Origin of the sequence: Bacillus sp. UNCCL81, assembly GCF_900112535.1 — a bacterium.
GTDB classification, from domain to species: Bacteria; Bacillota; Bacilli; order Bacillales; family Bacillaceae_G; genus Gottfriedia; species Gottfriedia luciferensis_B.
Genome location: NZ_FOMF01000004.1, coordinates 125360 through 151423 on the forward strand (window position 1 = coordinate 125360; position 26064 = coordinate 151423).

At 31.1% G+C, this 26064-nt stretch carries 25 protein-coding genes and 1 pseudogene; 8 read left to right on the forward strand and 18 right to left on the reverse strand.

The features are described 5' to 3' along the window. Window positions 1-117: 117 nt before the first annotated feature. The gene (locus BM319_RS10180; RefSeq protein WP_069034245.1) at window positions 118-378 is read right to left on the reverse strand and encodes a DUF2187 family protein; all 261 of its coding nucleotides are present in this window, start codon (window positions 376-378) and stop codon (window positions 118-120) included. A 292-nt stretch (window positions 379-670) separates the two neighbouring features. Here BM319_RS10180 and BM319_RS25060 point away from each other — a divergent pair, with 292 nt between their 5' ends. Beyond that, on the forward strand, window positions 671-802 hold the full coding sequence (locus BM319_RS25060) for a hypothetical protein (protein ID WP_286143714.1): 132 nt from the start codon (window positions 671-673) through the stop codon (window positions 800-802). Window positions 803-863: 61 nt separating this feature from the next. Here BM319_RS25060 and BM319_RS10185 read toward each other — a convergent pair whose 3' ends face one another. Both BM319_RS10185 and BM319_RS10190 read right to left on the reverse strand, forming a co-directional pair. After that, a complete protein-coding gene (locus tag BM319_RS10185) occupies window positions 864-1214 on the reverse strand; it encodes a hypothetical protein (protein WP_069034246.1) in 351 nt (116 codons plus the stop codon). 692 nt (window positions 1215-1906) lie between these two features. After that, entirely contained in the window at window positions 1907-2650 is a 744-nt protein-coding gene (locus BM319_RS10190; protein WP_069034247.1) for a metallophosphoesterase family protein, read from the reverse strand. 211 nt (window positions 2651-2861) lie between these two features. Here BM319_RS10190 and BM319_RS25065 point away from each other — a divergent pair, with 211 nt between their 5' ends. Next, window positions 2862-2996, forward strand: a complete 135-nt coding sequence (locus BM319_RS25065) for a hypothetical protein (RefSeq protein ID WP_286133442.1) — start codon at window positions 2862-2864, stop codon at window positions 2994-2996. 34 nt (window positions 2997-3030) lie between these two features. Here the strand turns inward: BM319_RS25065 and BM319_RS10195 are convergent, their stop codons facing one another. From BM319_RS10195 to BM319_RS10210, 3 genes and pseudogenes are all read right to left on the reverse strand, one after another. Then, complete coding sequence (locus BM319_RS10195; protein ID WP_091022440.1) at window positions 3031-3345, reverse strand: hypothetical protein; 315 nt, start codon at window positions 3343-3345, stop codon at window positions 3031-3033. Window positions 3346-4161: 816 nt separating this feature from the next. After that, window positions 4162-4679: pseudogene (locus BM319_RS25315) on the reverse strand (DUF6933 domain-containing protein). A gap of 237 nt (window positions 4680-4916) precedes the next feature. Continuing rightward, window positions 4917-6335, reverse strand: coding sequence for a fibronectin type III domain-containing protein (locus tag BM319_RS10210; RefSeq protein ID WP_175495592.1), 1419 nt, complete (start codon window positions 6333-6335; stop codon window positions 4917-4919). A gap of 431 nt (window positions 6336-6766) precedes the next feature. On the opposite strand from BM319_RS10210, the gene BM319_RS10215 reads away from it, so the two are divergent. Next, window positions 6767-8182, forward strand: a complete 1416-nt coding sequence (locus tag BM319_RS10215) for an Ig-like domain-containing protein (protein ID WP_175495593.1) — start codon at window positions 6767-6769, stop codon at window positions 8180-8182. Here BM319_RS10215 and BM319_RS10220 read toward each other — a convergent pair. Then, window positions 8179-8688, reverse strand: a complete 510-nt coding sequence (locus BM319_RS10220; RefSeq protein WP_091022443.1) for a hypothetical protein — start codon at window positions 8686-8688, stop codon at window positions 8179-8181. The two genes, BM319_RS10215 and BM319_RS10220, sit on opposite strands and share 4 nt — an antisense overlap. 330 nt (window positions 8689-9018) lie before the next feature. On the opposite strand from BM319_RS10220, the gene BM319_RS10225 reads away from it, so the two are divergent. Further along, the gene (locus BM319_RS10225) at window positions 9019-9543 is read left to right on the forward strand and encodes a YcxB family protein (protein WP_091022445.1); all 525 of its coding nucleotides are present in this window, start codon (window positions 9019-9021) and stop codon (window positions 9541-9543) included. Window positions 9544-9694: 151 nt separating this feature from the next. On the opposite strand, the gene BM319_RS10230 is transcribed toward BM319_RS10225, so the two are convergent. Together BM319_RS10230 and BM319_RS10235 are read right to left on the reverse strand one after the other, a co-directional pair. Next, a complete protein-coding gene (locus tag BM319_RS10230) occupies window positions 9695-10687 on the reverse strand; it encodes a helix-turn-helix transcriptional regulator (RefSeq protein WP_091022447.1) in 993 nt (330 codons plus the stop codon). Between the two features lie 197 nt (window positions 10688-10884). Continuing rightward, complete coding sequence (locus tag BM319_RS10235) at window positions 10885-11352, reverse strand: hypothetical protein (RefSeq protein ID WP_091022449.1); 468 nt, start codon at window positions 11350-11352, stop codon at window positions 10885-10887. A 306-nt stretch (window positions 11353-11658) separates the two neighbouring features. On the opposite strand from BM319_RS10235, the gene BM319_RS10240 reads away from it, so the two are divergent. The 4 genes from BM319_RS10240 (at window position 11659) to BM319_RS10255 (ending at window position 14585) form a co-directional block, all read left to right on the forward strand. Beyond that, window positions 11659-12387 (forward strand): amino acid ABC transporter ATP-binding protein, encoded by a 729-nt coding sequence (locus BM319_RS10240; protein ID WP_091022451.1) that lies wholly within the window; start codon window positions 11659-11661, stop codon window positions 12385-12387. A gap of 14 nt (window positions 12388-12401) precedes the next feature. Beyond that, complete coding sequence (locus BM319_RS10245; protein ID WP_069034257.1) at window positions 12402-13199, forward strand: transporter substrate-binding domain-containing protein; 798 nt, start codon at window positions 12402-12404, stop codon at window positions 13197-13199. Between the two features lie 72 nt (window positions 13200-13271). Then, on the forward strand, window positions 13272-13910 hold the full coding sequence (locus BM319_RS10250) for an amino acid ABC transporter permease (RefSeq protein WP_091022453.1): 639 nt from the start codon (window positions 13272-13274) through the stop codon (window positions 13908-13910). A gap of 12 nt (window positions 13911-13922) precedes the next feature. Further along, window positions 13923-14585, forward strand: coding sequence for an amino acid ABC transporter permease (locus BM319_RS10255; protein ID WP_091022455.1), 663 nt, complete (start codon window positions 13923-13925; stop codon window positions 14583-14585). A gap of 145 nt (window positions 14586-14730) precedes the next feature. Here the strand turns inward: BM319_RS10255 and BM319_RS10260 are convergent, their stop codons facing one another. The 9 genes from BM319_RS10260 to BM319_RS10305 all read right to left on the reverse strand — a co-directional run bounded on the left by BM319_RS10260 (window position 14731) and on the right by BM319_RS10305 (window position 25819). Beyond that, the gene (locus BM319_RS10260) at window positions 14731-14994 is read right to left on the reverse strand and encodes an excalibur calcium-binding domain-containing protein (RefSeq protein ID WP_056475785.1); all 264 of its coding nucleotides are present in this window, start codon (window positions 14992-14994) and stop codon (window positions 14731-14733) included. A gap of 439 nt (window positions 14995-15433) precedes the next feature. Further along, entirely contained in the window at window positions 15434-16072 is a 639-nt protein-coding gene (locus BM319_RS10265; protein ID WP_091022457.1) for a hypothetical protein, read from the reverse strand. Window positions 16073-16121: 49 nt separating this feature from the next. Continuing rightward, window positions 16122-16718: a hypothetical protein gene (locus BM319_RS10270; protein WP_091022459.1), complete on the reverse strand. Its 597-nt coding sequence runs from the start codon at window positions 16716-16718 to the stop codon at window positions 16122-16124. A 216-nt stretch (window positions 16719-16934) separates the two neighbouring features. After that, entirely contained in the window at window positions 16935-19658 is a 2724-nt protein-coding gene (locus BM319_RS10275) for an AAA domain-containing protein (protein ID WP_091022462.1), read from the reverse strand. A gap of 378 nt (window positions 19659-20036) precedes the next feature. Further along, window positions 20037-20774, reverse strand: coding sequence for an HNH endonuclease (locus BM319_RS10280; RefSeq protein ID WP_091022464.1), 738 nt, complete (start codon window positions 20772-20774; stop codon window positions 20037-20039). A 39-nt stretch (window positions 20775-20813) separates the two neighbouring features. Next, window positions 20814-22163, reverse strand: a complete 1350-nt coding sequence (locus BM319_RS24680; RefSeq protein WP_175495594.1) for an HNH endonuclease — start codon at window positions 22161-22163, stop codon at window positions 20814-20816. Window positions 22164-22291: 128 nt separating this feature from the next. Next, complete coding sequence (locus BM319_RS25070; RefSeq protein WP_286143715.1) at window positions 22292-23062, reverse strand: DUF6339 family protein; 771 nt, start codon at window positions 23060-23062, stop codon at window positions 22292-22294. A 2-nt stretch (window positions 23063-23064) separates the two neighbouring features. Then, a complete protein-coding gene (locus BM319_RS10300; RefSeq protein ID WP_091022466.1) occupies window positions 23065-23910 on the reverse strand; it encodes a hypothetical protein in 846 nt (281 codons plus the stop codon). Continuing rightward, window positions 23897-25819 carry a hypothetical protein gene (locus tag BM319_RS10305; RefSeq protein ID WP_286143716.1) on the reverse strand — a complete coding sequence of 641 codons (1923 nt, stop codon included), beginning with the start codon at window positions 25817-25819 and terminating at the stop codon, window positions 23897-23899. Before BM319_RS10305 ends, BM319_RS10300 begins: the two co-directional genes overlap by 14 nt. Between the last annotated feature and the right edge of the window lie 245 nt (window positions 25820-26064).

Here is a 26064-nt window from a genome sequence, read left to right on the forward strand (position 1 = left end):
TTAGGTAGTTTTACATACTTAATTTTTACTATATTAGGAATTCATATAAGTTCATAAGTACCAAAATAAAAAAAAGCCTTATCCCTTTTATTTGGGCTAAGGCTATTTTCTAGGAAATTAACTTTTTGAAATTGGAGCTAAAATTTTATACTTTTTGTGGTTGATTACAGTGTGATCATGATCGTAATAATTACGGTGGTTACGATCATTTCTCATATCAACAATGACAGAGTTTGAAAGAACTTTTGTTACAATACCTTTTACTGAATTGGGCTTGATCTCTTTTACATTATCCTCTTTTGGCATAAATTCGACTTCGTCACCTGGTCTTACATAATATTTATTCATAGTTATGATGGTTTTATTATTTTTGCACATATGTTTATCACCTTTTTATTTACTTTTATTTAATATTACAAAAATATCAGAATATTCAAAAGTGAACTCGATACTAGATTTCACCGTGACGGTGTACCTATAAATCTATGTCGATATAGTTTTAGATAACTAGTTCTTTTTTAGGTGAAGTGAAAAGAGTTTAGCGCGATCATTCCTACTTGATCTCATTGAATTAAATGATGTTTTGTCAGCATGTATATCGCCTTAAAAATAAAAAAAGACTGTAGACAAATTCGATTTTCATCGAGTAGATATTTCAGAATTAGATTCTATGTTTAAAATGGCATTTGGAATAAATCAAACATGGTTAAAAAATAGTGGTGGAACATATGTCTACTCAAAAGTATCAAATCAGATGAAACAAAACCCACCATCTATTGGTGGGTTCGATCATATTATTTAACCAACGTTTACAGTTAGCTTTATTTTTTCTGTAGTCATACCAATTAAATAATAAAATGAAATTAATTTACTGCACGGTTCAATTCTTCACGAAGTCCGTTACTAGCTAATTTATCCATATTTAGAAGCAGCGTTTTAACTTGTACAAAATCAACAGCACTTTCTAGTTCAAAGGTTGCAACTAGATTGTTGTTATTGGTTTTAGAAACTTTCATTTTGTATTTACGTTTACGGAATAGTCGTTCTACCTTTGTTCCACGAGCTACAGAAATTCTGTAGGTGTCATTATTATAGACTGTACCCGCATCAAATCCATTGTATGAAAAATTTGTATAATCCTCAGTAGGTATAGATACATCGATGTCTAGTTCTTTGTTAAGAATAAAATCTTTCAGTAGGTCTAGTTTTGTCATTTTTAATTCTTCCTCCTTAGCCACGGGTGGCTTCTCTTGTAGTCGGAAAGTCAACCTCTGAAATATTAAAGGTCAGAACTCATATAAATAGCTCTTCTTCCTATTCAAATTACCATTTACCTCAAAATGAACTTGAATAAGATTAATTTTATCATAATAGTCCGAAAACATATAATAGTACCTATTTTTTTATAAAGTCATTTCCACCATTAGATAAATCATCTTGGACGGTTGTGAATTCATTTTCACAAAGTATCCAACCTATCTAGTCTATTTGTTGAGCTTTGACTATTTAGTATTAATGGATAACGACTATTAATTTTTCTAATTTTTTTATCATAATTAACTGAATCTATATTTTCTTTAGCTGGTCAAGAGTAGCTTTTTTATACAAATCATAATTTGCTTCTTTACTTAAGAACCCTATAATTAATGGATTTTTCAATTTTGTTTTGTACCTTTTCAAAAGCTCTATTTTTTTCTTTAATATTGATCGAAATATTATTCATAATATCACCTCCTCAATACATAAAGTGAATTGATTTTAGTCTAATAAACTATATTTTTTGCAATAATTTTAGTGCAAAAATCAATATCAAAAAAAGAAAGCCGTTACCTTAAAGGCAACGACTTTTACTATAAATTCAAAAACTATGTATTAATTTATAATAGATTTCTTTCAACTCTTTCAATTATATTTCATATTTAGTTGACCTTGTTAGAGAAGAAATTGAATGAGTTGAAATTATTCCATCTTTATTTACTTTAATACCATGTAAAACTCCACCATATGCAGCAGCCCCATCAATACAGATCTTCGTTTTACAAGGTGAATACCAAATATCGAATTTCCCTTCAGTTTTGTGAAGAATTGATGTTGGTGTATGACCGAAAATAAATGTCTTATCTGTTTCATTTTTTCCGTAATGGAACTCATCGCGAATCCAGTAAAATTCCTTGTCAGTCGTTTCTTTCCAATCTTCAAGATTCAGATCGACTCCGGCATGAACAAATACATAATTTTGCCATTCGAAATACAGTGGTCTAGATTTAATAAATTGTAGTTCAGCTTCAAATTGCTCTTTCATTAATTGCGCTACTTCATTAGGACCTCTTTTATTTGTAATTTCAAATTTAAAAAATGAATTAATTGTTTCTAAACCACCTTGTCCGTAGTAATACGCTTGTTTAAACTCAGGTTGCTCAAGCCAGTCCAATAACATTTGCTCATGATTTCCTAGTATAACAACCGCTCCGTCTTCTTTTTCTAATTGCTGCGCTCTTATCAATACCTCGTATGGATTCTCTCCACGATCAACTAAATCTCCTAGAAGTACTAGCCTTTCATTATCTGGGTTCCATTGTTTAAGTAATGTTTCTAATTCATTTATGCTTCCGTGTATATCTCCAATTGCAAAAACCGTATCCTTATCCATACATCCAACCCCTTCTGTAAACCTATTATTCCCACTAAATTGTTTAAATAATATAAATAGTTTAACAAATGTAAATTACTAAAGTAAGTTATCCGTCTTATAGCCTTTTTACTTAATAAAATTTTATTTAATTGTCCAATTATAGCTAGGATAGTTTCTATAGCACAGGGAATAATGAAAAGGTAAAATTTTGGTAAAGGGGATTTTTGAAATGAGTAATGAGAACAAAGATTTAAATAACAGTGACTTTTTTATTGCAGATTTAACTAATGATGCGAAGAGTAAGATTGAGAATTTGGAAGAGGAATTGGATATTACTTTGGTTGCTTATGATTGTAAGAAGTGAGATTTAGCTCATTAGGTAAAACGACTGCTATTAGTTAGTCAGTCGTTTTATTTTGATAGCAGAAGTTACTTTTTTCTTTTACAAAATAGAATCCTGTCCGGTTTTCTTGTGGAACAAATCCTTGTTGTGCCGAACTATTTTCAACCATATTTTGCCCTTCAACAGCAACAGTTGTAATGATATCTCCACCACCAAAACCTTCAGAATAATTTTCTTCTTCTACAATTTGAACACTTTTAGAAGAACCGCTAATTTCATTACTGGCTGGTTTTAAAAAGAAAATCAACAAAATAACAATCACAATAAAAGTTAAAATAAGAAATAATATTACTCTAAAAAACTTCTCCATTATACTCACCTATTAGTTGAAATTACTATTTAAAACCATTTAAACCCCAACATAAACTAAGTTAATCCAAAGAGATGATACTAGAATTAAACTCAAACTAAGACCAATGTTGACCTTTTCCTTCCATCTCCTATTTGATGAAATGATTGAAACTAGAAAACTCAGCAAGCTTAATAAAATACTAATACAATTTAAACTTAAAAATATATCGAAGTTGTTAAATCCGTTGAAGGTGACATTTAAAATGAAAATTGAGTAACTAAAAATAAGATAGTAGAAACTTTTCAAATTTAACACAACCCCCAGAAAACGTTTTGATTTTTTGATTATATTAACATATTAATTTCTGGTAAAATGTTCTAAATTTGAAAATTGTATGAAGGTGAACTGATTATTAACGTTTGTTCCTTAAATTGTAACAATTACTCAAAATCTCTTTTATAATAAGTGTTAATTTAAAAGGGGAATTGAAAGCAGATGAGAAGTTATTGTTGAACAACGAATTGATTATGAAAGAAGTAACAGAGCTTTGAGGAAGATGGACGCTGAGGATATTTTTTAATTCCCGAAAATTCATATGTAATCGCAACTAATATAAAAGAAAAAGAACGATATCGAATTATCGTTCCGTTAAAAGGAAACACAAAAGTTAAGAGTAAAAATGACAGAATTCCAAATGAGGTGATTCTAAAAGAATTTAATGAAGCATTAAAGAAATATAAAGAAAACAGTAAGAACGAATTATGATTAAAGCTACGCCTCAAATATTGAGGATTTAAATCAATTAGAATCACCACATTTGAAGGTTTCCTAGGATCACTTCATTTGATGAAAAAATTCATCCAATGCTTCTTTCATCAATTTATTCGGATAAGAACGTAACTTGTATAAAGGGGTATCATTAAGATCAAGATTCAAATGAAGTAAACTAATAATTTCTCCTTCTTCAGCCTTGTGATAAACATAAGATTCAGCAAGATAGATCATATCATTCATTTTTGAAATAATACTTCGATCGCTTGTCGCAGTGTATTGAACTTCAACTAGTTGTTTCATATATGCATCAACTTTCTCAACATCAAATTCGTTTGCCAGAAAATTTGTCACAATACTTCTCTTCATTAACTCTTCAAAATTTGTAAAATCCTTTTTAATAGACCATACATAACAAAACAATATCTAGTTACATTATTCATTACCAATACACACTTTTTACGGCCAATTTTAAAGATATTAGCATGCCAGCAAAAAAGTTGATTTTCATTTGATAAATCTGGTTTCTCTACTTTTATTTTCATTTCATCTGAAAGCTTTTTTGTTAGTTGAATGTACATGTTTAAGATCCTCGTTTATTAATTATTTTTAGTTATATTCTAACATCGCATCAACTAAATCCAGTATATAAAAGTAAATTTAAGATTATTTTACTTTATATATTGGTCTATTTAAAAAGCGATTAAACAGTAGTATCCCTCTTTGTCATTAATATGAAAGGTTCTCAAAAGTTTCATCATAAAAAAAAGAGAATCGTCAAATGATTCCCTTCTTTTATAATATAAATTAGTTAATTCTTAAAGCTTAACGCTCTTGATTGTTGTCCAACCACTATATACTTTAGTAGTTCCAACTGTTCGATACGTTCTTACTTTATAGTAGTAGGTCTTTCCTTTTGTTAAACCGCTATTTGTATAAGAAGTTGAAGTTGTTCTTTTTACTAAACTATATGTTCCAGCACTTGAGGTAGATCTGTAAATTTCATAACCGCTTGCTCCACTCACAGAACTCCATGATACTTTTGAACTAGTTGAATTTACTTTAGCGACCTTGAAATTAGTTGGAACTGATGGAATTGGTTTTGCGCTTACTATTGATGAATAATTTCCATAGACCTTCTTACTTCCGACTATTCTGTATGATTTTACTTTGTAATAATAAGTTTTATTTGTTGTAAGCCCTGTATTACTAAAGCTTGTTGAAGTAGTTGTACCAGCAAGTGAATATGTTCCCGTACTTGTCGTTGAACGGTAAACTTCATATCCACTTGCTCCACTTACAGCTGCCCAGCTCGTTTTTACACTATTGTATGAAGATGAGACTGCTTTTACGGAAGTTGGTGTAGACAGAACCGGTTTTGCAGATACTGCCTTACTATAATCACTGTATTGTGTAGGTGTTCCTGTTTTATAAGACTTAATCTTATAATAATAAGTCGTACCTGTGTTTAAAGATGTATTAGTATACGAAGTACTTGAAGTAGTTGCTATTTTCGTATATGTACCTGTACTGGAAATAGAACGATAAATCTCATAACCTGTCACATCATCCGCTTTTGTCCAGCTTAATTTAACGCTATTATATGAACTAGCTGCTGCCTTTACGTTAGTAGGTGAAAGAATAGGCTCCACATAATTTGGATCTGTTGAGAACCATCCATATATCGTTTGATCTGCACGAGAGTCATAACCCATCCCGATTCGAATGAGAGGATAGCCAACTGTTTTTTTCACTAAAATACCGTAATAAACTTCAGATTCAGCACCTGGATATAACTCTACATCGAATTCATCTAAACCTTCAAACTGGCCTGAAAATATTGCTGTATCAATTGGGTTAACTTTTTGACCAGACTTCGTATAAAAACTATCGTAACTATAAATTACATCATAAGCGTATAAAGGTTCTTCTGGTCCTGAGACATATTTTAAATTAAAACCCATCACAATCCATTCTTCATCATCTGCAGGTTTCGTATTATACATATTTTCATTCGCCACAATTTCATTTGCTTCGTCACCTGTATACATATCAAATAATTGCAATTCTACTTCTTTAGGTGTATCCCACTCATATTCTTGAAGTGAAAAGTTATAATTAAACCATGCACTATATGGCGTGCTACGGTCTCCTATTTCAGCAAAAGCTGATTTTGAATTAAATGAAAACATAATTAAAAATGTTAAAAATAAGTACATAAAACTTCTTTTATTCATGATTTTCCCCCTATTGTCTTTCATTCTATTGCACTACTACATACCTAAACGCTCTACTATTTATACCTCCTAAACTTGATAAATTTATTATATAAAGCAAGGTGTTCAAAAATTTGAACATCAAAAAAGAGAATCAAATGATGATTCTTAGATTATTCGCATATGATAATAGTTTCATATTTTATCAAAACACTCCCAAATACTTAAGGAGTTTAATTGATTTAATAATATAAATTCCAATTAAAATCGTCATAAATAGTCTTATTTAACTTAATTACTTTCAAATTCTATTATTAAAATTTCATTAAACAAGCCTATAGTCTTTCTAATTGTCGAAAAATAAATGTGTATTGAAGCCCATAGTTGTACCTGATTATTTGTAGTAGCATTAGAGACCTCAGTGTTCTTAATAATAAACAAGGGGTGGTTTGGTGCTTAATAAAAAAATCTTATCATTGGTTACTTTAGGATTATTAGTTTCACCATTGTCTTTAGGAACTGTTAAGGCAGAAGGAAAGGGATACGATTTATCAAAGAAGATGATTGAACATCAGGTTAAAAAACCTCTTCAAAAAGGAATCCTAGATTTTCATACGTTTAATCAGCTTGGAAAAGAAGTAAAATATGCTCGATCCTTTTCAGTAAAAAGCTTTAATAAAACGGGTACTATGAATAAAGATAATGTCACTAGTGCAGATGATGATTTTATTTATGAGACGGAATATAATGATGAGTTTGCTTATGCAGATAATTCATCATATGAGAAAATCTTGATTGGGCAGTTACTTCCTTTGTATGATTTAGATTTACATAAAGTAGTCATACCGACTGATGGAGTTTTATATATAGCTGGGGCAACTAACTCTATTAATATTGATCTTTTATTTGCAGCTGTAGAAAAGGATTTTGTTGAGAGTAATAAGTTAGTATACTTAGGTTCGGAATATGACGATGACGGGACTGAGTACCAAGCGTATCAAGCTAAAGCTGGTACTTATTATATAGGAGTTATGGATTATGATAATGCAGACGATATTGACAATAATACTGAAGATGACTTATATGCTATCGCAACTGGTTTCGAGGACAATGTTGCCCCAAATAAACCGATTGTAAATAAAGTTGATAATAATGACAAAGTTGTGACTGGAAAAGCAGAGGCTGGTTCTACTGTTTCTGTAAAAAAAGGGACTACTGTATTAGGATCTGCTAAAGCTAACTCGTCTGGAAACTATTCGGTTAGTTTAAAAGTCGTTCAAAGTGCAGGAACAAAGCTGACTGTAACCGCTAAAGATGCTGCTGGTAATACTAGTGTAGCAGCAACTACAACAGTTATTGATGTTATAGCCCCAGCTAAGCCTGTTGTAAATAGGGTTGATAATAATGACAAAGTTGTAACAGGAAAAGCCGAGGCTAATTCTACTGTTACTGTAAAAAAAGGGACTAAGGTGTTAGGAACTGCAAAAACTAATTCGTCTGGAATCTATTCGGTTCCATTATCAGCCGTTCAAAGTGCAGGAACAAAACTGACTGTAACCGCTAAAGATGCTGCAGGAAATGTAAGTGTAGCAACAACTGTAACCGTTGTAGATGTTATTGCACCAGGAAAGCCAAAGGTTAATAAAGTAGATGACAACGACTTGAAAGTAACTGGAAAAGCTGAAGCCAACTCAACTGTAACCGTGAAAGTTGGAAGTAAGGTTTTAGGTACTGCTAAAGCTGATTCAAAAGGAAACTTTTCAGTTAAGATTAAAGCCCAGAAAAAAGGTACCACTATTGCTGTAACTTCAAGGGATGCTGCTGGAAATACTAGTCAAGCAACAACTTTAAAAGTTGTAAGACATTAAGATAGGTGTTTGAGCCAAGGATTAAATCCTTGGTTCTTGTTATTTAGTCCTACTTTTTTTAATAAATACTCATCAATACTTCTCCTAAAAGTTTCGTAGAATTCATAAAAATAATTAAGTTGGCCATCTTTAAAAATATAGATTACTCTTCCATCTTTCGTTTGATATTCTCTAACTTTAAGACTATTTAAAATTTTAGTTCTAACATTTTTCTCACCTTCGTAATCTAAGTAATCTGATGAATGAATACTTATATTAATTTCATTTGAAAGATGCACTTCAATATGTGGTGAAAGTAAACCATCATCTATTAGATATACATTTTTCACTTCAAATTCAGTAGGAATAAGAATTGTTTGGTTACTATTTAATTTTTTACTTATTTCATTTTTATCTATTTTAATCTTTGTATCTAGGGTTGGTAGGAAAAATAGTATATATAAAAATATTATTAAACCGATCCCTACAATTGAAATAAATGAAAAGAAAATTACCCTTAGCATCATTCACAAACCTCACATCATTTTTAGTAAAAAATAGTTTCACTTTGTGAAAATAGTAACATATTTGAATGTATATTAATTAAAGTAATTTTGAAGTTAATATGAATGTTTTATTAGGAAGCACTCACTTTTCCACGTAAAACGCATCAAACGAACAGAAGATGATCGCTGGTCTTTACGGATTCGCGATTTTGAAACAGTATTGTTCCAACAGTTACAACGTCACAAGAATGATAATCCCCTAATCTTTTGAAAGATGTATTGTATCCAAGATATAACTCGAGTAAACTGAAATAAGACAGATAGAATTTTCTGAAAACAAGGAGAGACAGCATGAACTACACCTACACCTATGACCAACAAGACGTGATGAGATTTAACCTCGATTTGTACGCGACCAATCGAAAAACAAGCCAGTTCTGGGAGAATCAGATCGCTTCAGCTATAAATTATGTTGCTTTGCTATTTGTGTATGCGTATGTATTCGATGCAAATATCAAAGAAAACCTTATTTGGATTGGCCTTTTCACTTTGGTATATTTTGGTTACCTACCCTTCCATCATAAGTATGTACTAAAACAAAGTGTAAAAAGCTTCGTTAATAACCCACTTAATAAGCAATCGTTCGGGGAAACTACCGTTACGCTCGATGAAAACGGGATCCATGAGATCACACCTGTGGAAGAAACCAAGATCAAATGGGAGAACGTCAATGAAGTACGTGAAGGAGCCGAACATTTCTATTTCTATTATTTAAGTAACCGTTGCATCAGCTTGCCGAAACGAGCGGTAAACGACCAAAACGAGATTTTCGCTTTGAGCACGGAAAAAAGCGTTCCGCATCGCAAACTACTTTGAACCTAATCCATACACGATTGGAAATTTATCTTTCCTAAGCCTATTTAAAATTTTGTTTTTCCTTGAGAAAACATACTGCCGAAATAGACAGTATGTTTTTTTACGTTATGAAAAAAGAGCATCCCCGAAAGATACTCTTTTTAGTAAAAACTTATTGTTGCAAATTCATACTATACAACTTACTCATCTCAATAATTTGTTCCTGAACTTTATCAATCACCGATGGTGGACTTATAACCTGAGCATCTTTACCCCATGTTAAAATCCAAGTAATCAATCCATCACTAATCGCAGCTTTTGTAGTTAATAAGAAATGCTCCTCATCCACTTGTTGAATATCAGCCTTTAAACCAAATCGATCTAGTACTACATTCAATAAGCCTTTTTTAAACTTGATTTTTACATAGTCAGGTTCTCCAGCAAACATATTAAATACTGTACTTAAATATTCATCAACGTTAAAGCGTTCATCTTGAAATTTCTCTTCTGTTCTCTTAACTTTTCTCATTCGATCTACTCGGAAGTGTCTAAGTTGATCATCTGGTAAACTTCTTGTAATTAAGTAATAGTAGTCATTTGACCAAATTACTGCGAGGGGCTTTACTGAGTACTCTTTTCCATCATGGCTTAATTCAAATTTTTTCTTAAAATTGTACCGACCATATTGAAATGTAAGTAATTTTTTCTCAGCGATGGCTTGATGAATTTGATCGATTGAGAAGTGTATTCGATTGCTTTCACTCTTGATGGCTGTGTCTGGGATAATACCATTGTGAAGCTTTTTGGCTTCATTTTCACTTGTAAGGTTTTTTAATTTATCGATTATCTTTTTGGTTTCTTGTTTGTTTAAAAATCTTGAAGCTGTAACAGCATCTACTAATAAACGGAGTTCATGTAATTCAAATAGTCTTTCTTGGTGACTATATGTAGTTGCCTTACCATCTGAAGCGTTTTCAATTACATCAAAACCTACATGTTCTAATACCGATATATCTTTTAAAAATGTATTTTTACTATACGAAAAGTCCTCTTCTCCTGCTGCTAATCTCTTTTTGATTTCATCAAAGGTAAACTCATTATCAATATCTGTTTTTCTTTCTAGAAGCTTCATTAAATTATAAAAGCGTACACGGTTTTTATCCATGGAATCCTCCGTTTATTTAGTAAAATTCATAAGATGTATTTTATATGTAACTTAATCTGATTTTAATTTTAACATATTTAATTGGTAAAAATGATGGTTAAAAAATACTAGTCTATTTTTACTAGAAAAATACCCTATTGAGTAGCACTTTTAGGTGCAAACTCAATAGGGTACTTTTTAAGGTGGAGATGCTTTTATTAGTTTGATATTATTCCATCAGCGCAGTCCTTATAAATTGTAACAAACTCCCTTTGGGCTATTATTAAGTCTCTTGGAGATTTTAAATCTGTGAGTGTAATTTCGCGTCTATGGTTAATTGGTAAGTCCTCTTCTGAATTCAATGAAGCGAAATATTCTATTACGCCATTCTCATTAACAGCCTCTTTAATGTATTCATATAAAATCTTCAAACATTTATCACCCTCTGGAGAAATCCGTTTTTCTCCCTTCATTGGAACTTGTTGAGACATCATCCATACTTGATGCTTATATTGGAAGTGTTTGGAGAAACTAAAAATCTTTTTTTCTTCTGGGTCATAATTTCTTTCAATATATAGATGTGTAAAATCTAGTTCAGTTGCATAAACATTAGGAGAAATAGGATTGTCACCAAAGGTACCTTCTTTCAGTCGCATTGGTGAAGAAATATAATGATATTGTGTCATGAATAGATCCTCCTTTTCTAAATAACCGATTCGCTAACCATTCTGCATGATTCTCTTATATGGAAAAAAATATCAGCATGTGAAAATCTTAACATATTAATTTATAGAAAATCATTGTAAATATGATAGAACATTGAATTTTGTTAGTAAAAAATATCCTTAAGTATCTAGTGCAAAAGTCCTCGTCCAAAAAGACTAAAAACGAAATAATCGTGATATGAAAATGTAAACAAGCATACACATAAAATATTGATTCCCAAAATTCTCCATTTTACATAGTCAATAAAATTGTTCAGGAGGTCAGGAATGATTGAATTTAAACATGTAAATAAGTTTTATGGCGATTTTCAAGTCTTGAAAGATATTAATCTCACAATCAATAAAGGTGAAGTTGTTGTCGTGATTGGTCCGTCTGGTTCTGGTAAGAGTACTTTGTTGCGTTGTATCAATCATCTAGAGTCAATTAATGACGGGACACTTACTGTTAGTGGTATTTCTGTTGGGGATAAAAAGACAGATCTCAATAAGTTAAGACGCAATATTGGAATGGTTTTTCAGCATTTTTATTTGTATCCGCACAAAACTGTGCTTGAAAATATCACTCTTGCTCCAATGAAAGCGCTGGGCCAATCTAGAGAAGAGGCTGATGAAACAGCGAAACATTTTCTTGAAAAGGTAGGCATTTTAGAGAAAGCGAAATCTTATCCTTCCCAGCTTTCTGGTGGTCAGCAACAACGTGTAGCAATAGCTCGCGGGCTTGCGATGAAACCGGATATTATGCTTTTTGATGAACCTACTTCAGCACTTGATCCTGAAATGATTGGTGAAGTGCTCGATGTTATGAAGACTCTTGCTAAGGAAGGCATGACGATGGTTGTTGTGACTCATGAAATGGGATTTGCCAGAGAAGTTGCCGACCGAATCGTCTTTATGGACGAGGGTCGCATATTAGAAGAAGCAACTCCGGCTGAGTTTTATGAGAATCCGCGTGAAGAACGGGCTCGCTTATTTCTTAGCCGTATATTAAATCACTAATAGGAGGTAATGGAATGTTTCTAAAAAAATTCATGAAAATGGCTTTGGTTTCAACTACAGCCGCCTTAGTTCTTGCAGGTTGTGGTGGTAAGGATGATTCGAAAAGCAAAGATGCTCTTGCACGCATTAAGGATGATAAGAAAATCGTATTTGGTGTAAAATATGACACTCGTTTATTTGGATTGAAAAACCCTTCAACAGGTAAAGTAGAAGGATTTGATATTGACCTTTCTAAAGCACTTGCAAAAGAAATGTTTGGGAATGATGTTAAACCTGAGTACATAGAGGTTACGTCAAAAACTAGGGTTGGCCTCTTAAATAACGGCAAAGTTGATGCGGTAGTCGCTACAATGACCATTAATGAAGAACGTAAAAAAGAAGTTGATTTTACTGATGTTTACTTTAATGCGGGACAATCTTTACTTGTGAAAAAAGGTAGCAAAGTTCATGGACTTGCTGATCTGAAAAAAGGGACAAAAGTTCTTGCTGTTAAAGGGTCAACTTCTGCAGTAAATATTCGCCAGAAAGCTCCTGATACAACAGTACTTGAATTTGAAAACTATGCTGAAGCATTTACAGCCTTAAAAGCTGGTAAAGGTGATGCCCTAACGACTGATGATTCAATCCTTTACGGTATGAAAGAAGAAGATCCTTCATTTGAATTAGTAGGTGGAACTTTTACGCAAGAGCCTTATGGAATTGCTGTTAAAAAAGGCAATAAAGATCTTGTCGATGCGTTAAATAAAGCATTAAAAAGCCTAAAAGATTCAGGTAAATACGATGAAATTAAAAATAAATGGATTAAAAAATAATTATTGATGTTGGGAGCTGCAGGGTCCGTAATTCTACGGGCCTGCTTTTCCTAATCATTAGGAGGAAATCCTTTGATTGATTTCTCGATACTAACAGATCATATGGAGTATTTTTTAGAAGGATTAAGAGTAACCATTTTAACTAGTTTAATTGCATTACTATGTAGCTTTATTTTAGGAACATTTATTGCAGTTATGCGAATTGCTCCAATTAAACCACTTAACTGGTTAGGTTCGATTTATGTGGAATTTATCCGTAATATCCCTGTACTAGTGGTCGTGTTTTTTACTTACTTAGCTGGAAGTTTTAGTGGAATGGTTGCAGGAACAATCGGATTAACCATCTATACAGCAGCCTTCATTTCCGAAGCAATCCGTGCCGGTATCCTCTCTGTTCCAAAAGGACAAATGGAAGCCGCTCGCTCTACAGGATTGACTTACGGACAGGCAATGAGATTAATTATACTTCCCCAAGCGATAAAAATCGTCATCCCTCCTCTTGGAAACCAATTTCTAAATTTAGTAAAAAACTCATCATTGTTAGCAGTCGTAGCTGGTGGAGATTTAATGTATCAAGGCGATCTAATATCTGCAATGACTTACGTAACGTTTGATACTTATATTTTTGTAGCCTTATTTTATCTAGTCTTAACGATTCCTTTAAGTATTGGTGTTGGCTATTTAGAAAAACGCTTAGCGAGAAGTAATTAAGGAGGTGCTTAGATGGATTTTCTACAGCCGTTCGCTGATGTTTACACACTGGATCATATAAAATTTTTACTAGAAGGATTTTGTGTCACTCTTAAGGTCGCTGCCATATCAATTATACTAAGTTTCATTATTGGTGGACTTATTGGTACGCTTAGATATACGAAGATTCCTGTTGTTACTCAATTACTAACCGCGATTGTTGAAATCATTCGGAACCTGCCTTTGTTACTAATTATTTTCTTTACGTATTTTGCCTTACCAGAAATCGGGATTGAAATGAAAATAACAACAGCAGCCATCGCAGCTTTGACGGTTTTTGAATCAGCGATGATATCAGAAATTATTCGAAGTGGCTTAAACTCGATTGAAAAAGGACAGATTGAGGCAGCACGTGCATCTGGACTGAATTATATCCAGACATTGCGTCACATCGTTTTGCCTCAAGCATTGAGACGAATGGTTCCACCACTGGTTAGTCAGTTTATTTCTTTACTGAAAGATACGTCTTTAGCGGTTGTTATTGCGTTGCCGGATTTATTGCATAATGGTCAGATTATTTATGCGCAGAAGGAATCCTATGTGATCCCTGTTATGGTGATGGTTTCGTTGATGTATTTTATAGTTAATTATGTTTTGTCTTTGGTTGCGCGTAGATTGGAGATTAAGCAGTCTTGAGAAATCTGGTTCATTTATTGGGCCGGATTTTTTATTTTACATATAGTCACATCTTCTTAAGTAGCACCTGGGTGTTCGTATTTTCATAAACACAAAAAAAGATAGTTTCCTTACTAGGAACTATCTTTTTAAATTCTTGTTAAACTTATCTTTCACACGCTATTAAATCTTTATCTCGATCCATTTTTTTATTAGCGTCATATAGAGCTTTTGATGCATACGGTTTATATTTAGTTTTACCGCCTTTATTTTTAACGGATGAACTACGGGCAACTCCACCCTTGTATGTTTTGTTCAATTCAGTACAGTTTTTAAATGTTTTCACAGCTGCACTAGCATCATCAGTTGAAATAATTGAATAACTTTGAATAAGTCCAATTGTAAGAATACCAATAACAAGTTTTTTCATCTGTAGTAACTCCAATCTATTTTTTTGTAACAAATGCTACCTAATTTATAAAGTTTCGAGTAAATAAATATGTTTAATAGTTTGCTAAGAAACAAGTTGTATTTCACATTTATCTTAATCTATTTATAATTTTATCATAGAAAATCCTGTTATTTTAGTAAAAATTAACCAGATTAATTTAGGGATTATTCACTAATTTCATTACCTCTAATCAATTTTCCAGTGTAGAATGTTGTCTGGAACGTTGTAACTTAGAACTAGGACTCCACCGTTTTTGGAATCTAGAGTTTTTCTCGCTAGATCATCATTTTGTTTGAGAAAAGTATTTCTCCAAATGTGTTTTTAATGGTCTGTTAATAAAAGAAAAAATGTGTACAGACTTGGCTGTACACACTATCATTTCGTTCTTGTCATTAACATTTTTAGATGAGTATGGGTATTATTGCAAATTAAAGAATACTTGACCTCCAATAAACTCTACATATCTTAATTGCGCTTTTTCTCCAGTTTTTACTAAATTAGCAATGTAGCCTTCTTTTTCATTCCCTACATACATTTCATAGCTAAAATCAGGATTCGTTGTTCCATAAACATCTCCGCTATAAATATCTCCACTTTCACTTACTACTTTAAAGTTCATGATTCCATCAATATTAAATGCTAAATCTTCAGTAGCTGATTTTACAAATTTAACTTTTACCTTAGTTAATATCCATTCATAACCAACTGGCGCAGGGTCATTAAATTCATTCATGCTTTTTAACTTAGCATATGCAGCATCTCCACGTACTACTTCTTCTACAGTTAAGTCAAACTTAATTGGAAATGAATCTCCATTGTCATTATATAATTCGTCATCAACAGTAGCAGTTTTCTTAAATAGGACTGGATTCGTTCTTGAACCAAGTTTGGATTGTTTTGGTTTTTCTGTTTTTTTAGTTGTTTTTACATCTTCTTTTTTGGGAGTGTCTTCTTTTACAGTCACATCTTTTGTACCTTGCCCACATGCTGTTAATAAGGAAATTGTTAATAAAGTTGTTCCTAATAAACTTACTACCTTTGAATATTTTCTGTTCATTTTTTTTACCTCACTTTTATTTATTTGTTAGTCTAATGAAATTTTGGAATTACTTATCTTTAAGCGAATCTGGGTAAACGATTTTATCAAACTCTTTTTGAGTAGCTTGATCTTTTACTAAAATGGTAACTTTATAATCATTTGGATCTACCCCGTTATAAAGTTGATACATCATTCCGGACATCCCAAATGTAAATGCTGCAAGACCATCCATGCTATTTTCATAGGCTGATTTGTCTACAATCAAAGTAAACTCTGTAAAATCATTGTTGTAGGTAATATCCTTTAATGAGGTAAAATCTTTACTTTCTTTTGTTTCATTGACAGTTTTAATGATCTCATCTTTAATACTCTTCATCATTTTCTTGTGTTGAGATTTTGACATTTTGTAGGTTAGAGATCCGTCGGTGTTTTTCGTTACTTTGATCCCTTCTTTTTCTGCATCGGCGATGACTTTATTTATGTCATCTCCCTCGAACATTGAAGCTGGTAATGTAAGTTTTACGTTGAATAAACCTTTGTCTACGGCTACTGATTCTTCTTTTGTCTTTGGATCTTTGGTTGTTTGCTTAGCTTGGTTGTTTGATGAACAGCCGGCCTGTAGGGTAATTAGAAGTGCTAATAATAGGTAAGTAATTTTTTTCATATAAAATCCTCCTTCAGTTTTTTAGATTATGGTTTGATTGAATCTGGATTAATCTTAACTGATGGGATGGTCAGAAAATTGAGTGGGTAAATGAAAGTATTGGTTCTATTTGGGGGATTGGGGTTTTTAGTAATAAACATAAAAAACCTGTTCAAATAATTGAACAGGTTAAAGGTTAATGTTATATATTGGCTCTTTTTTATAGAGTTTTTTACTTTATCTTATGACATCCATTAATTTTAATCGTAGTCTTTCATCTTCTCTACTCTCATTTGTTTTTAGTCTAATTATAGGAATATCATATTTATTCAATATTTCATCTTTCATTCTGTCACGCTTTAATTGTGTTGGATTATTTGCATGGAAAGCATAACCATCTACTTCAACAACTAATATTGGCATCTTATCAACTTTATTAAAAATTAGGAAATCAGTATGTGTCAAAATATTCATCGCATATTTTGCTTCTTCATCTGTCAATTTAAATGGGTCTCTAATTAACATCCTTAAAGGCTGGTGCATTACATAACTAAGGTTTTGATATTCAGGCAAACTCAAAATGTCACTTATGACCACATTCATTATATTTTCTGATTTATATTTAGAAACATTCTTAGTCTTTTTCAACGTATCTAGTAATTTATCTGAATAGCTACTATATAGAAGATCAAATACAGAATATATTTTACTCTCAATAACTTCAAAATTATTATATTGAATATATCTTACTAAATCTCCAATATTAGTGCCTTTCCATTCTTCCCCACCGTCTGATGCTACAACAATTAATTTATCGACAGCACGAGAAACTGCAACGTTTATTAAATTTGGGTCGTCTACAAAGTCTTCAGCTTTTACTTTATTAGCTACTGTAGACAGGATTATTACATCTTTTTCTCTCCCTTGAAATTTATGAACCGTATCTACCTGTATTTTCCGATGACCTGCAACCTTTGAAAGCTCTTCGGCCTGCAAACGATAAGGTGAAATAATACCTACCGATTGTTTTCCTTCATCAATTTTTTGTTCCGGTATAATTTCATCAAAGATTACCTCAATTTGTCTTTGATTAATCCTCTCTCTCGCATGATTACCTTTTGAAGTTTTGTATAATACCAATGGTTTATTTAAATCCTCTTCATCAGTCATTACAATCAATTCATTATTATAAAATTTTTGATTACAGAACCCAATAATCTTAGGATGGCAGCGATAATGTTCCTTTAATAGTGTTTTAGGGATATCTTCAAATAATGTAAGGAACGATGACAATAAGCTATTTGTAGTATAATTATAAGCTTCCTCTAATCCATAAGAATTAAATATATTGTTTGTGATCGTTGCAACTTCTTTAGTCACTACATTGGCAAGCTGTTTCGTATCACCTACTATTACTGCATTTTTAGCTGCTGCAAGTGCAAGCGCCCCAGTAACTATATCAACCTGGGAAGCTTCATCTACAATTACATAATCAAACAGGTAATTTTTCCCGGTGCTATTAAGTAAAGAATGAGTTGTACTTAGGATTACTGGATATTCATTAGCAAATTTATTGAAGTTATTCCAAAGATCGCCTTTTTGAAAAACACTTCTATTACTGCCACTATATTTCATCGCCAACTTAGCTTTAAATAAATCCATTGAACGTCTGCTATATTCTTTCATTTCATTTTCAAAGTTGTAGTTTTCAAGTGTTTTAGTTAATCCATTTAATTGAATATTAATCTCTTTAATTTTTTTCTCATAAAAATTTTTTTGTAAATATGAGATAGTTTGTTCAGGTGGATAACTATAAATTTTAAAATCATATACTCCATAAATTAATAAGTTGGATAACTTTTCTGTTAAAGTTATTTTTCCTTTGAAAGACTTTTGTTTATATTCAATTAACAATTTTAATATTTTATCTGAATTTAATTTAGATATGGATTTGAAATGATAATTTTCAAAAACAGTTTCTTTATAATATTGATTGAAATACTCATTTTCTGTTCGTATATTTGATAATTCTTGCTTTAAAAGTGCCTGTTTATTTCGATAACTTAGCATCTCGTTTAATTTTTTCTGAGATGAAATTAATTCTGTTTTTAATAATTCAAATTCTTCGATTGGCATTTTCCAGCCGTTCATATTCGGTAATATACTGTTTTGTTCTGCTAAGAATTTCGCTTTATTTTCGTTATTTCCTAAATATGCAGCAATGAAATCAATTTCGTATCGTTGTAACTTTTCTAACACATTTGCAGTTGCAGAATTATTATTCGATACCACTGCGACAGTTTTATCATTCAAAATTGCGTTTGCTATAATATTTAGGATAGTTTGTGTTTTTCCAGTTCCAGGTGGTCCTTCAATTACACTTATTTGATTATTTAATGCTTTCTCAGCTGCATATTTTTGACTTTGATTAAACCCAAAAGGGAAAATAGCATTTGCTTCAATATCTTTTTTTATAAAAGACTTTTTTTCTATATATGTTGATAGAACGCTACGAGGACTAATTACTTCAAGTTTACTGTATTGTTGACTTAAAAAACTTTTCTCTCTTTCATCCCTTACACTAATTTGTCCTCCAAGTTTATTTAAGTATTCAAAGATGTTTTTGGAACTACTATTCTTTAAACTAGTTTCTTCGATATAAATCTCTGATTTTTTGTATAACTTTTTATAACCTGATTGAAACTTAAGTTTTATATATTCACCAAAATCAAGAATCGTAAATACACCGTTGACTGGACTGTTATTTTCATAAACAAGCCATTTCTTTGGGTCATATACTTTGGGATCCTTATACCAACAAACATTCAAAGAATTATAGCAATAAGACTTACTACTATTTCGATATTTAACTTCGAATTTGTCTTTTACTAATTCACAAAACTCTATTTCTTCCGTTTTATCCATGTTTTTTATTAGGATAAGATCTTTGTCATCGTTCAATTCCCTGAGTCCCTTCTATCTTAATCAACATAACAAAACTCCCTAAAAAGGGAGTCTTTTTAATATATAATAACTTATTTTTATTCAGGTACATATATCTTTTGTAATGGCAAAAATGAACGTGTTTCATTTGCCATCTTTTCATACTCAATAAATTAATTTTCAAATTCTACTATAATCTATTAACTCTAAATTATTTTATTTTAAAATGACTAACTATATGCCTTCCTTTCCATAACAAAAATGTGTACAGTTCCCGATGTACACATTTCTTAATAATTATTTTATTTCGTTCTCATAATAGAACGTTATTATCTTATTATTGATATAATTTTAAATTAAAAACTTAATATCCCATTTTAATTCCACACATATATTTCATAATGACCAATCTTTCCTTATAATCATTGCCTTTAATTCTTCAATACTTAATACATGGTCTTTTCTTCTATGAATCATTCTATGACAATTCGAACAAACAGGTACGAGATCTTCCTTTGGATTAATAATAACCTCTTCGCCTAAAGTACTTAAGAGTTTAAGATGATGGACCTCGATGAAATCCATTCCTCGCTCACCATAAACCTTTTCAAAATTAAACCCACAAGCAAAGCAATTTAAGCCATGTATTTCAATAGCTTTTCTTCTATTCTCAGGATTTCTTTCAAAACGCTTTCCGTAATATTTTTTTACCGCTCCATCTGTGTAATAACTTTCTTCTTCAGCTTTTTCTGATTCTATATCTTCAAATATTATATCTACTAAATTCCAGCTCTTCTTTGATTGATTAGTAAGCCTATAAAGGCAATCGAGTACTAAGTTAAAATCATATTTTTGGTCTTCAAGTATTAAAATAGCTTCTTGAATACTTTTGCCATTGAATATTCCTTTATGGATATTTTTTAATCCAATAAAATGCAATATTCCCATTGCCTGGTATCCACGACTTTCATTTGATTTTAATCCAATTACATGCTCATCAATCCATCGATGACTCTCAGAATTAAACAGATATTCAAAAATTGCTCTATCTCTAGTAGAATCATCATAAAGGTTATATTCTCTTGCTCGTTTAACTGGTTCTAATTGTGGAACACTAACTTTAGAAAATGTCATGATGTAACCTCTCTAAGATGCGTAATTTGTTATTATGGTTTAGATTTCACTATTTACTAACGGAACCTTAAATATATTTTTATGGTGCCAGTTCATGTATTCCTTTTGACTTTCATTCAAATTAATTTTTATATTTTCATTAATATTTAGAAACATTTTAGTAATTGCATCTAAATTGTCTGTAATCAAAATATTTCCATCAACATCAAAGCTAATATATCCCTTATCAAATAAAGCATCGTGATTTGGACATAGCAATAAACCGTTATTAACGTCTAGACGCTCACGATGATTAGATTGACTCCATGGTTTAACATGACTAGCAACCAAAAATCTCTCATCTGAGACTCCACATAATACGCATTTCGTATTAATTGCTAAAAGAGCCTTTTTAAAAGTAGATTGACCAATTCTGGACTTGATCACTTGCTCTTTCTCAGTCTCCTTTATTTCAGAATCCATTATGCTTTCTAAATCATTTATACTTATTCGATAATTCTTGTCACTAGCTTTTGATGCCCATAACTTTTGTAATTCTTTTGCGTGTTCTTGAGACAACATATAGTTTGTTTGCGTCTTTAACTTATGAATAAGTAAATCTTTTAAAATAGAATGATTTAGTAGTGTTTGTCTGCTAATAAAACCTAATTCAAGTTTAACTTCGAGCACTTCTAGCTTTACTGCTAGATATGGATTTTTCCATTCATCTGTATACCAGTAATCTTTAGCACTTTCATCATTTGCTCTTTCCTGAGGCAAACCAACTACTCTTCCCTTCGCTAGTACTCCACCTGACATACGCTGTTTTCCATCTGACCTCCAAAAGAAGACTTCATCGTTAATCGCAATTGTATCTAAGAAATGCTTTTGTCTTAGGGACCACCAAACATATCTATAATCAGAAACGTAATTGTCTATATCAAAAGTTTTAGGATTACCTTGAAAAATCCAAGTGTTCTTATTCATTAATTCTGAATCATGATTGGCTTTGGAATACTGTTTTTCATCTTTTTGCTTGTTAACCTCTTGCACTCTTACAACATTCTGAACCTTTGAATTTTTATAATAAGAATCTAAATTTTTTTGCATTTCAATTTTTGTATCCTTAACCCAAGAATCTGTATTTGGTCTATCTTCCTTGTAATGAACCATTGTTACTTTATCCAATTCAAATATTGAAGAATCATAGTTTAGAAGCCATTCAAAGGCACCAAACTTTGATTTTGTTAAACCTTCAAAATGATTTTCATATACTTTTGAATGATTTCTCAACAAAGTAAGCTTATAATCATTATCAGTGAATTTTGCAGTAAGAATATAGAACTCGGTTTCCTTACTTCTTCCCTTAACATATTCTCTTTTTGCAACGCTTTTATTATAATTGCTCATATCCAAAAGCATACCCCTCACTTTATATGATAAATATTCTTAAATTGATAATTCTAATATACTAATTTCAAAGATAGAATTTTTAAGTATGAAAAAAACTTAAAACCTTTTATCATCTGTTAAAGCTTTTAAAAAACTTGTTGAAGTTGCTTATCTTCAAGTTTTAAAACTTTTATTAAATGTGCCATGATTAGTTCCTCTACCTCTTCAGTACTTAACATATCTAAAACCATAGCTCCACCAATAACATTTAGATATTTATTCGCTTGAACAAAAAAGTCCCTCGTAATATTGTGGCCTTGCTCATTTAATTTATAAATTGCTCGTAATATACCTATTGTAATATTACGATTAGAAGTAAAATTACTAGAAAAAAATACAACAGACCTGGCAGAGAAATCCTTTTCGCAGAAGAAATCAGTTAACCAAAATGGGTTCTCTTTATTATTTTCATCATAGGTCATATATCCTACCCACCATAATCTGGCTAGAATATGAACAAACAGAGATCTTTTTGTTCCATTTTTAAAGAATAATGCAGTATTTATTCGTTTGTCATTTTCTTCACTTAACTCATTACTAAGTCTATTAAATGCATATTCTCTAAATTGTAAATGAACTAGTCCAGCCCATAGTTTTTCTTGTGTAGCCTGAGAAATTGTTAAATTTTTTAGGGCTCGATAAACTAACTTAACATTTTCTTTATCACTTACTGCAAAGTTTTCACTAAAATTTAATTTGGGCATCTCGAACTCAATATTAGATTCTATTAGTCTACCCTTTTGATTGAAAAATTCATCAAACCAGGTATAATTTTTTTTATGGTATGCTTTCCTATGCAAATCATAATTTAACCTTAAATCTTGTAATCCTTCTTCAGACATAAATTGTAATCTCATGATTAATCCTCCATGTTATGAAACTTAGATATTTCCTCAAAGCTTGTTTTGACTGGTTTTCTTAGCACAAGTTGTGTAGCTTTAAGTGGCGGAAGCGTATCTGACCCTACATCCGCTATATCATATCCATTGTCTTTAAATAATTTTTTCATAACCTGATACCATAGATTATCTTCATAATCCTCGCTATTTTCAGCTATTTGTGAAAACGTATGTGTAAGACATGGCATAATTACCATTGAAAGTATTGTACTTTTCAAATTAGAATTTGAAGCATTAGCATATTGTTCATACTCATACTTTGGTAAGAGTATGTTTATGTTTGAAGAGGATAAATCTACTTCCATAAACTCGTTTGTATCTGATTTATGAATCGAAACGATTGAAGGTAAGTTCATATGTTCAATGTTTTCTTCCAATAGTGTTACTTCGATTGCATCTCCAATTGCTAAAAAGTTGCCTTTTTCGAATGTTATTAATGAGTCTTTATACCACTCATTTAAAAAAATGTTTGTATAATTTTCAATATTTTTTAGAGCGACTACAAATGAATGAATAATAACTTTCCCTCTTATTTCACTTGATTTAATCGCAATATTTAATATTTCCTCAGTTGAATTATATGCTTTTCTAAAACTAGTTTGTGGACACTCAATATGAATCATATACACGGCCATTTCTTTATGAATTAAATGCTCTAACTCTTCATTCTGCAATTTAAAATTTGTTGTTATCTTTAACTCACCAAACGACTCATCAACAGCAATATCTACATTAAATTCCGAATTAATATAATCATCATTTCCCTCAAATAAAACCGGATAAGGGTATGAACTATTTAACTTCATAAACAGAAACCTCCATGGTGCAATATTCTGGATACTCAATTTCAATACTTAAATTTAAATTCTTATTTTTATTTTTAGATTTAAAATTGATTGCGTTTGCTGAAATATTTTCAATTTCAATATCTTCATTATTAAAAATTGCATTTTTTAAAGGTAGGTCAAAATCACTTTGTTCGCCAATTCCAATAAACTCGAGACGTCCATTTTGAATAGATTTGTCAGTAATAATATTGAATTTGTATTTACCAGATTTTTTATCTGTACAAAGATATTTCTGCTTAGATGTAATCGGGATGGTTTTTGTAGAATTTTGTTTTCTCTCTGCATCTTTTTCTCTATCATTTTCTACATCATTATTATCTTTAGATGTATTATCTTTTTCGTTTCCAGTACTTGTTTCTGTTTCTTCTTCACCTTCATTATCAGCTTCTATTCCAGTTGTGCCAAGTATTTCCTCAACTTCCTCGGACTTTTTCTTCTCTTTCGAACGGCTCTTCTTTTTAGACTTTTCAACAGTTTTTTTGGAGAAATTTATTGTTTTTACTCTAGAAGTAATGGACTCTTTATCAATAGTACCTTCACTAGAAATTAAACTTTGATTAGGTAAAAAGTCGCTTAATCCTACAGCATCCATTACTTCTGAATTTGACTGGGTATAAGTATCCTTAATCGTTTCCCTGATAAATTTTCTTAAATCTTGCAAAATCTTCTTTGCTAAACTTGGATTATGAAATCTATTAGCTACCCATTCATTATGAGCAGGATTTTCCATTTCTTTAAAAACTTTATTCATATTTTTTCCGGTAATTCTTAATAAACCAGTAAATGAAATGCTACCACTTAGATTTTTTTGCTCATATATAAACATTCCAGTTTCTCTTGTCATTAAAACTCTTCTATTCAGATTTTCACCGTCCATTAAAAATAATTCTGCTTCCCCTTCTTTAAAAGTTATATTACCTTTGTATTCACAAGCAGGATAAGGGAATCTTTTAACACTATTAGAATGTAACAACAAGTAATAATTTTTTAATACTCTATTTTCCTCATTATCTTCAAGTTTTAAAATTAATTCACCAATATTTTCGTGATTTATGAACATATCGTTAATTTTTACAACTAACTTTTTCTCAATAATTGTGATAAAGAAATTCTTTACTACTGAGTGCAACATTTCTTTTTTCCAATCTGATTTAGGATAGAAAGCAGAAACGTAAATATCAGTACCTGTCTCTTTTCTAATAAATTTAGGATCTAAATTTATTAGTCCATTTATTGCAGTCGATTCATTTTTATTTGTATAGTAGCCCTTTCCAAGGGTTATTTCATTATTTTGCTTTCTAAATGACATTATGTTGGAAACTCCTATATGAGATTCATACCCATCATCTGCAAAACTAGAATAATAGATTGTTCGTAAATCAGATGCTAAAAAAGACGCAGCTTTCCCAATTCCAAAACTACCACCAGAACTGTCCCCTTTATTCGACGAACCTGACTCCTTTACAAGTGAACTCCAAGGTGAACCTATTTCTGCGCTCTCAGCACCCACTAAACCAGTTGTATTAAAGTCACTAATTCTTAAAAAATCTATTTTATTTCTTTGAAGTATATTTAATGATTGATCAATAAAATCCTCACTTTTTTTATTTTTGCCATTCCACGTATTTTTACAGTTTTTAAATACATTAATAAGTTCGTTCTTACCAGGGAAATTTGTAATATCTAGTGTAAAATGTGAAAACTCAACCATTACCGGCTTAGTTCTATCTTTTACTGCGTCTAAAGAATTTTGAATATCTTCTCGAACCTTACCTTCGACAACATTATTTCGGAATGTTTCAATACCTGCATCATTAATCGAATTTATATTACCACCTAGCGCGGAAGGGAAATTCCAAAAATTCATTTTTGTTCCTCCTTTTATATCAAACATTTAAATTGTTTTTTAACTAAAACTAATCAATAAAATTTACAACCCTCAAAGTCAAATTAAATTTCTTTACAATTTAATTATAACAAATTACCCATTCAAGTTTATGAATAGGTATTAACAATATTTTGAAAATTATAGGACTTTTGGATTGTTCTTATCGTTAAAGAAACTATTTAAAATTAATAACATTAAAATAATATGAAATTGCCCCCTTTTAA

Excerpts from the sequence above, each read along its gene's own strand:
- BM319_RS10180 (WP_069034245.1), bottom strand. The coding sequence starts at position 378 with ATGTGCAAAAATAATAAAACCATCATAACTATGAATAAATATTATGTA.
- BM319_RS25060 (WP_286143714.1), top strand. The coding sequence starts at position 671 with ATGTTTAAAATGGCATTTGGAATAAATCAAACATGGTTAAAAAATAGT.
- BM319_RS10185 (WP_069034246.1), bottom strand. The coding sequence starts at position 1,214 with ATGACAAAACTAGACCTACTGAAAGATTTTATTCTTAACAAAGAACTA.
- BM319_RS10190 (WP_069034247.1), bottom strand. The coding sequence starts at position 2,650 with ATGGATAAGGATACGGTTTTTGCAATTGGAGATATACACGGAAGCATA.
- BM319_RS25065 (WP_286133442.1), top strand. The coding sequence starts at position 2,862 with ATGAGTAATGAGAACAAAGATTTAAATAACAGTGACTTTTTTATTGCA.
- BM319_RS10195 (WP_091022440.1), bottom strand. The coding sequence starts at position 3,345 with ATGGAGAAGTTTTTTAGAGTAATATTATTTCTTATTTTAACTTTTATT.
- BM319_RS10210 (WP_175495592.1), bottom strand. The coding sequence starts at position 6,335 with ATGAATAAAAGAAGTTTTATGTACTTATTTTTAACATTTTTAATTATG.
- BM319_RS10220 (WP_091022443.1), bottom strand. The coding sequence starts at position 8,688 with ATGATGCTAAGGGTAATTTTCTTTTCATTTATTTCAATTGTAGGGATC.
- BM319_RS10225 (WP_091022445.1), top strand. The coding sequence starts at position 9,019 with ATGAACTACACCTACACCTATGACCAACAAGACGTGATGAGATTTAAC.
- BM319_RS10230 (WP_091022447.1), bottom strand. The coding sequence starts at position 10,687 with ATGGATAAAAACCGTGTACGCTTTTATAATTTAATGAAGCTTCTAGAA.
- BM319_RS10235 (WP_091022449.1), bottom strand. The coding sequence starts at position 11,352 with ATGACACAATATCATTATATTTCTTCACCAATGCGACTGAAAGAAGGT.
- BM319_RS10240 (WP_091022451.1), top strand. The coding sequence starts at position 11,659 with ATGATTGAATTTAAACATGTAAATAAGTTTTATGGCGATTTTCAAGTC.
- BM319_RS10245 (WP_069034257.1), top strand. The coding sequence starts at position 12,402 with ATGTTTCTAAAAAAATTCATGAAAATGGCTTTGGTTTCAACTACAGCC.
- BM319_RS10255 (WP_091022455.1), top strand. The coding sequence starts at position 13,923 with ATGGATTTTCTACAGCCGTTCGCTGATGTTTACACACTGGATCATATA.
- BM319_RS10260 (WP_056475785.1), bottom strand. The coding sequence starts at position 14,994 with ATGAAAAAACTTGTTATTGGTATTCTTACAATTGGACTTATTCAAAGT.
- BM319_RS10265 (WP_091022457.1), bottom strand. The coding sequence starts at position 16,072 with ATGAACAGAAAATATTCAAAGGTAGTAAGTTTATTAGGAACAACTTTA.
- BM319_RS10270 (WP_091022459.1), bottom strand. The coding sequence starts at position 16,718 with ATGAAAAAAATTACTTACCTATTATTAGCACTTCTAATTACCCTACAG.
- BM319_RS10280 (WP_091022464.1), bottom strand. The coding sequence starts at position 20,774 with ATGACATTTTCTAAAGTTAGTGTTCCACAATTAGAACCAGTTAAACGA.
- BM319_RS24680 (WP_175495594.1), bottom strand. The coding sequence starts at position 22,163 with ATGAGCAATTATAATAAAAGCGTTGCAAAAAGAGAATATGTTAAGGGA.
- BM319_RS25070 (WP_286143715.1), bottom strand. The coding sequence starts at position 23,062 with ATGAGATTACAATTTATGTCTGAAGAAGGATTACAAGATTTAAGGTTA.
- BM319_RS10300 (WP_091022466.1), bottom strand. The coding sequence starts at position 23,910 with ATGAAGTTAAATAGTTCATACCCTTATCCGGTTTTATTTGAGGGAAAT.
- BM319_RS10305 (WP_286143716.1), bottom strand. The coding sequence starts at position 25,819 with ATGAATTTTTGGAATTTCCCTTCCGCGCTAGGTGGTAATATAAATTCG.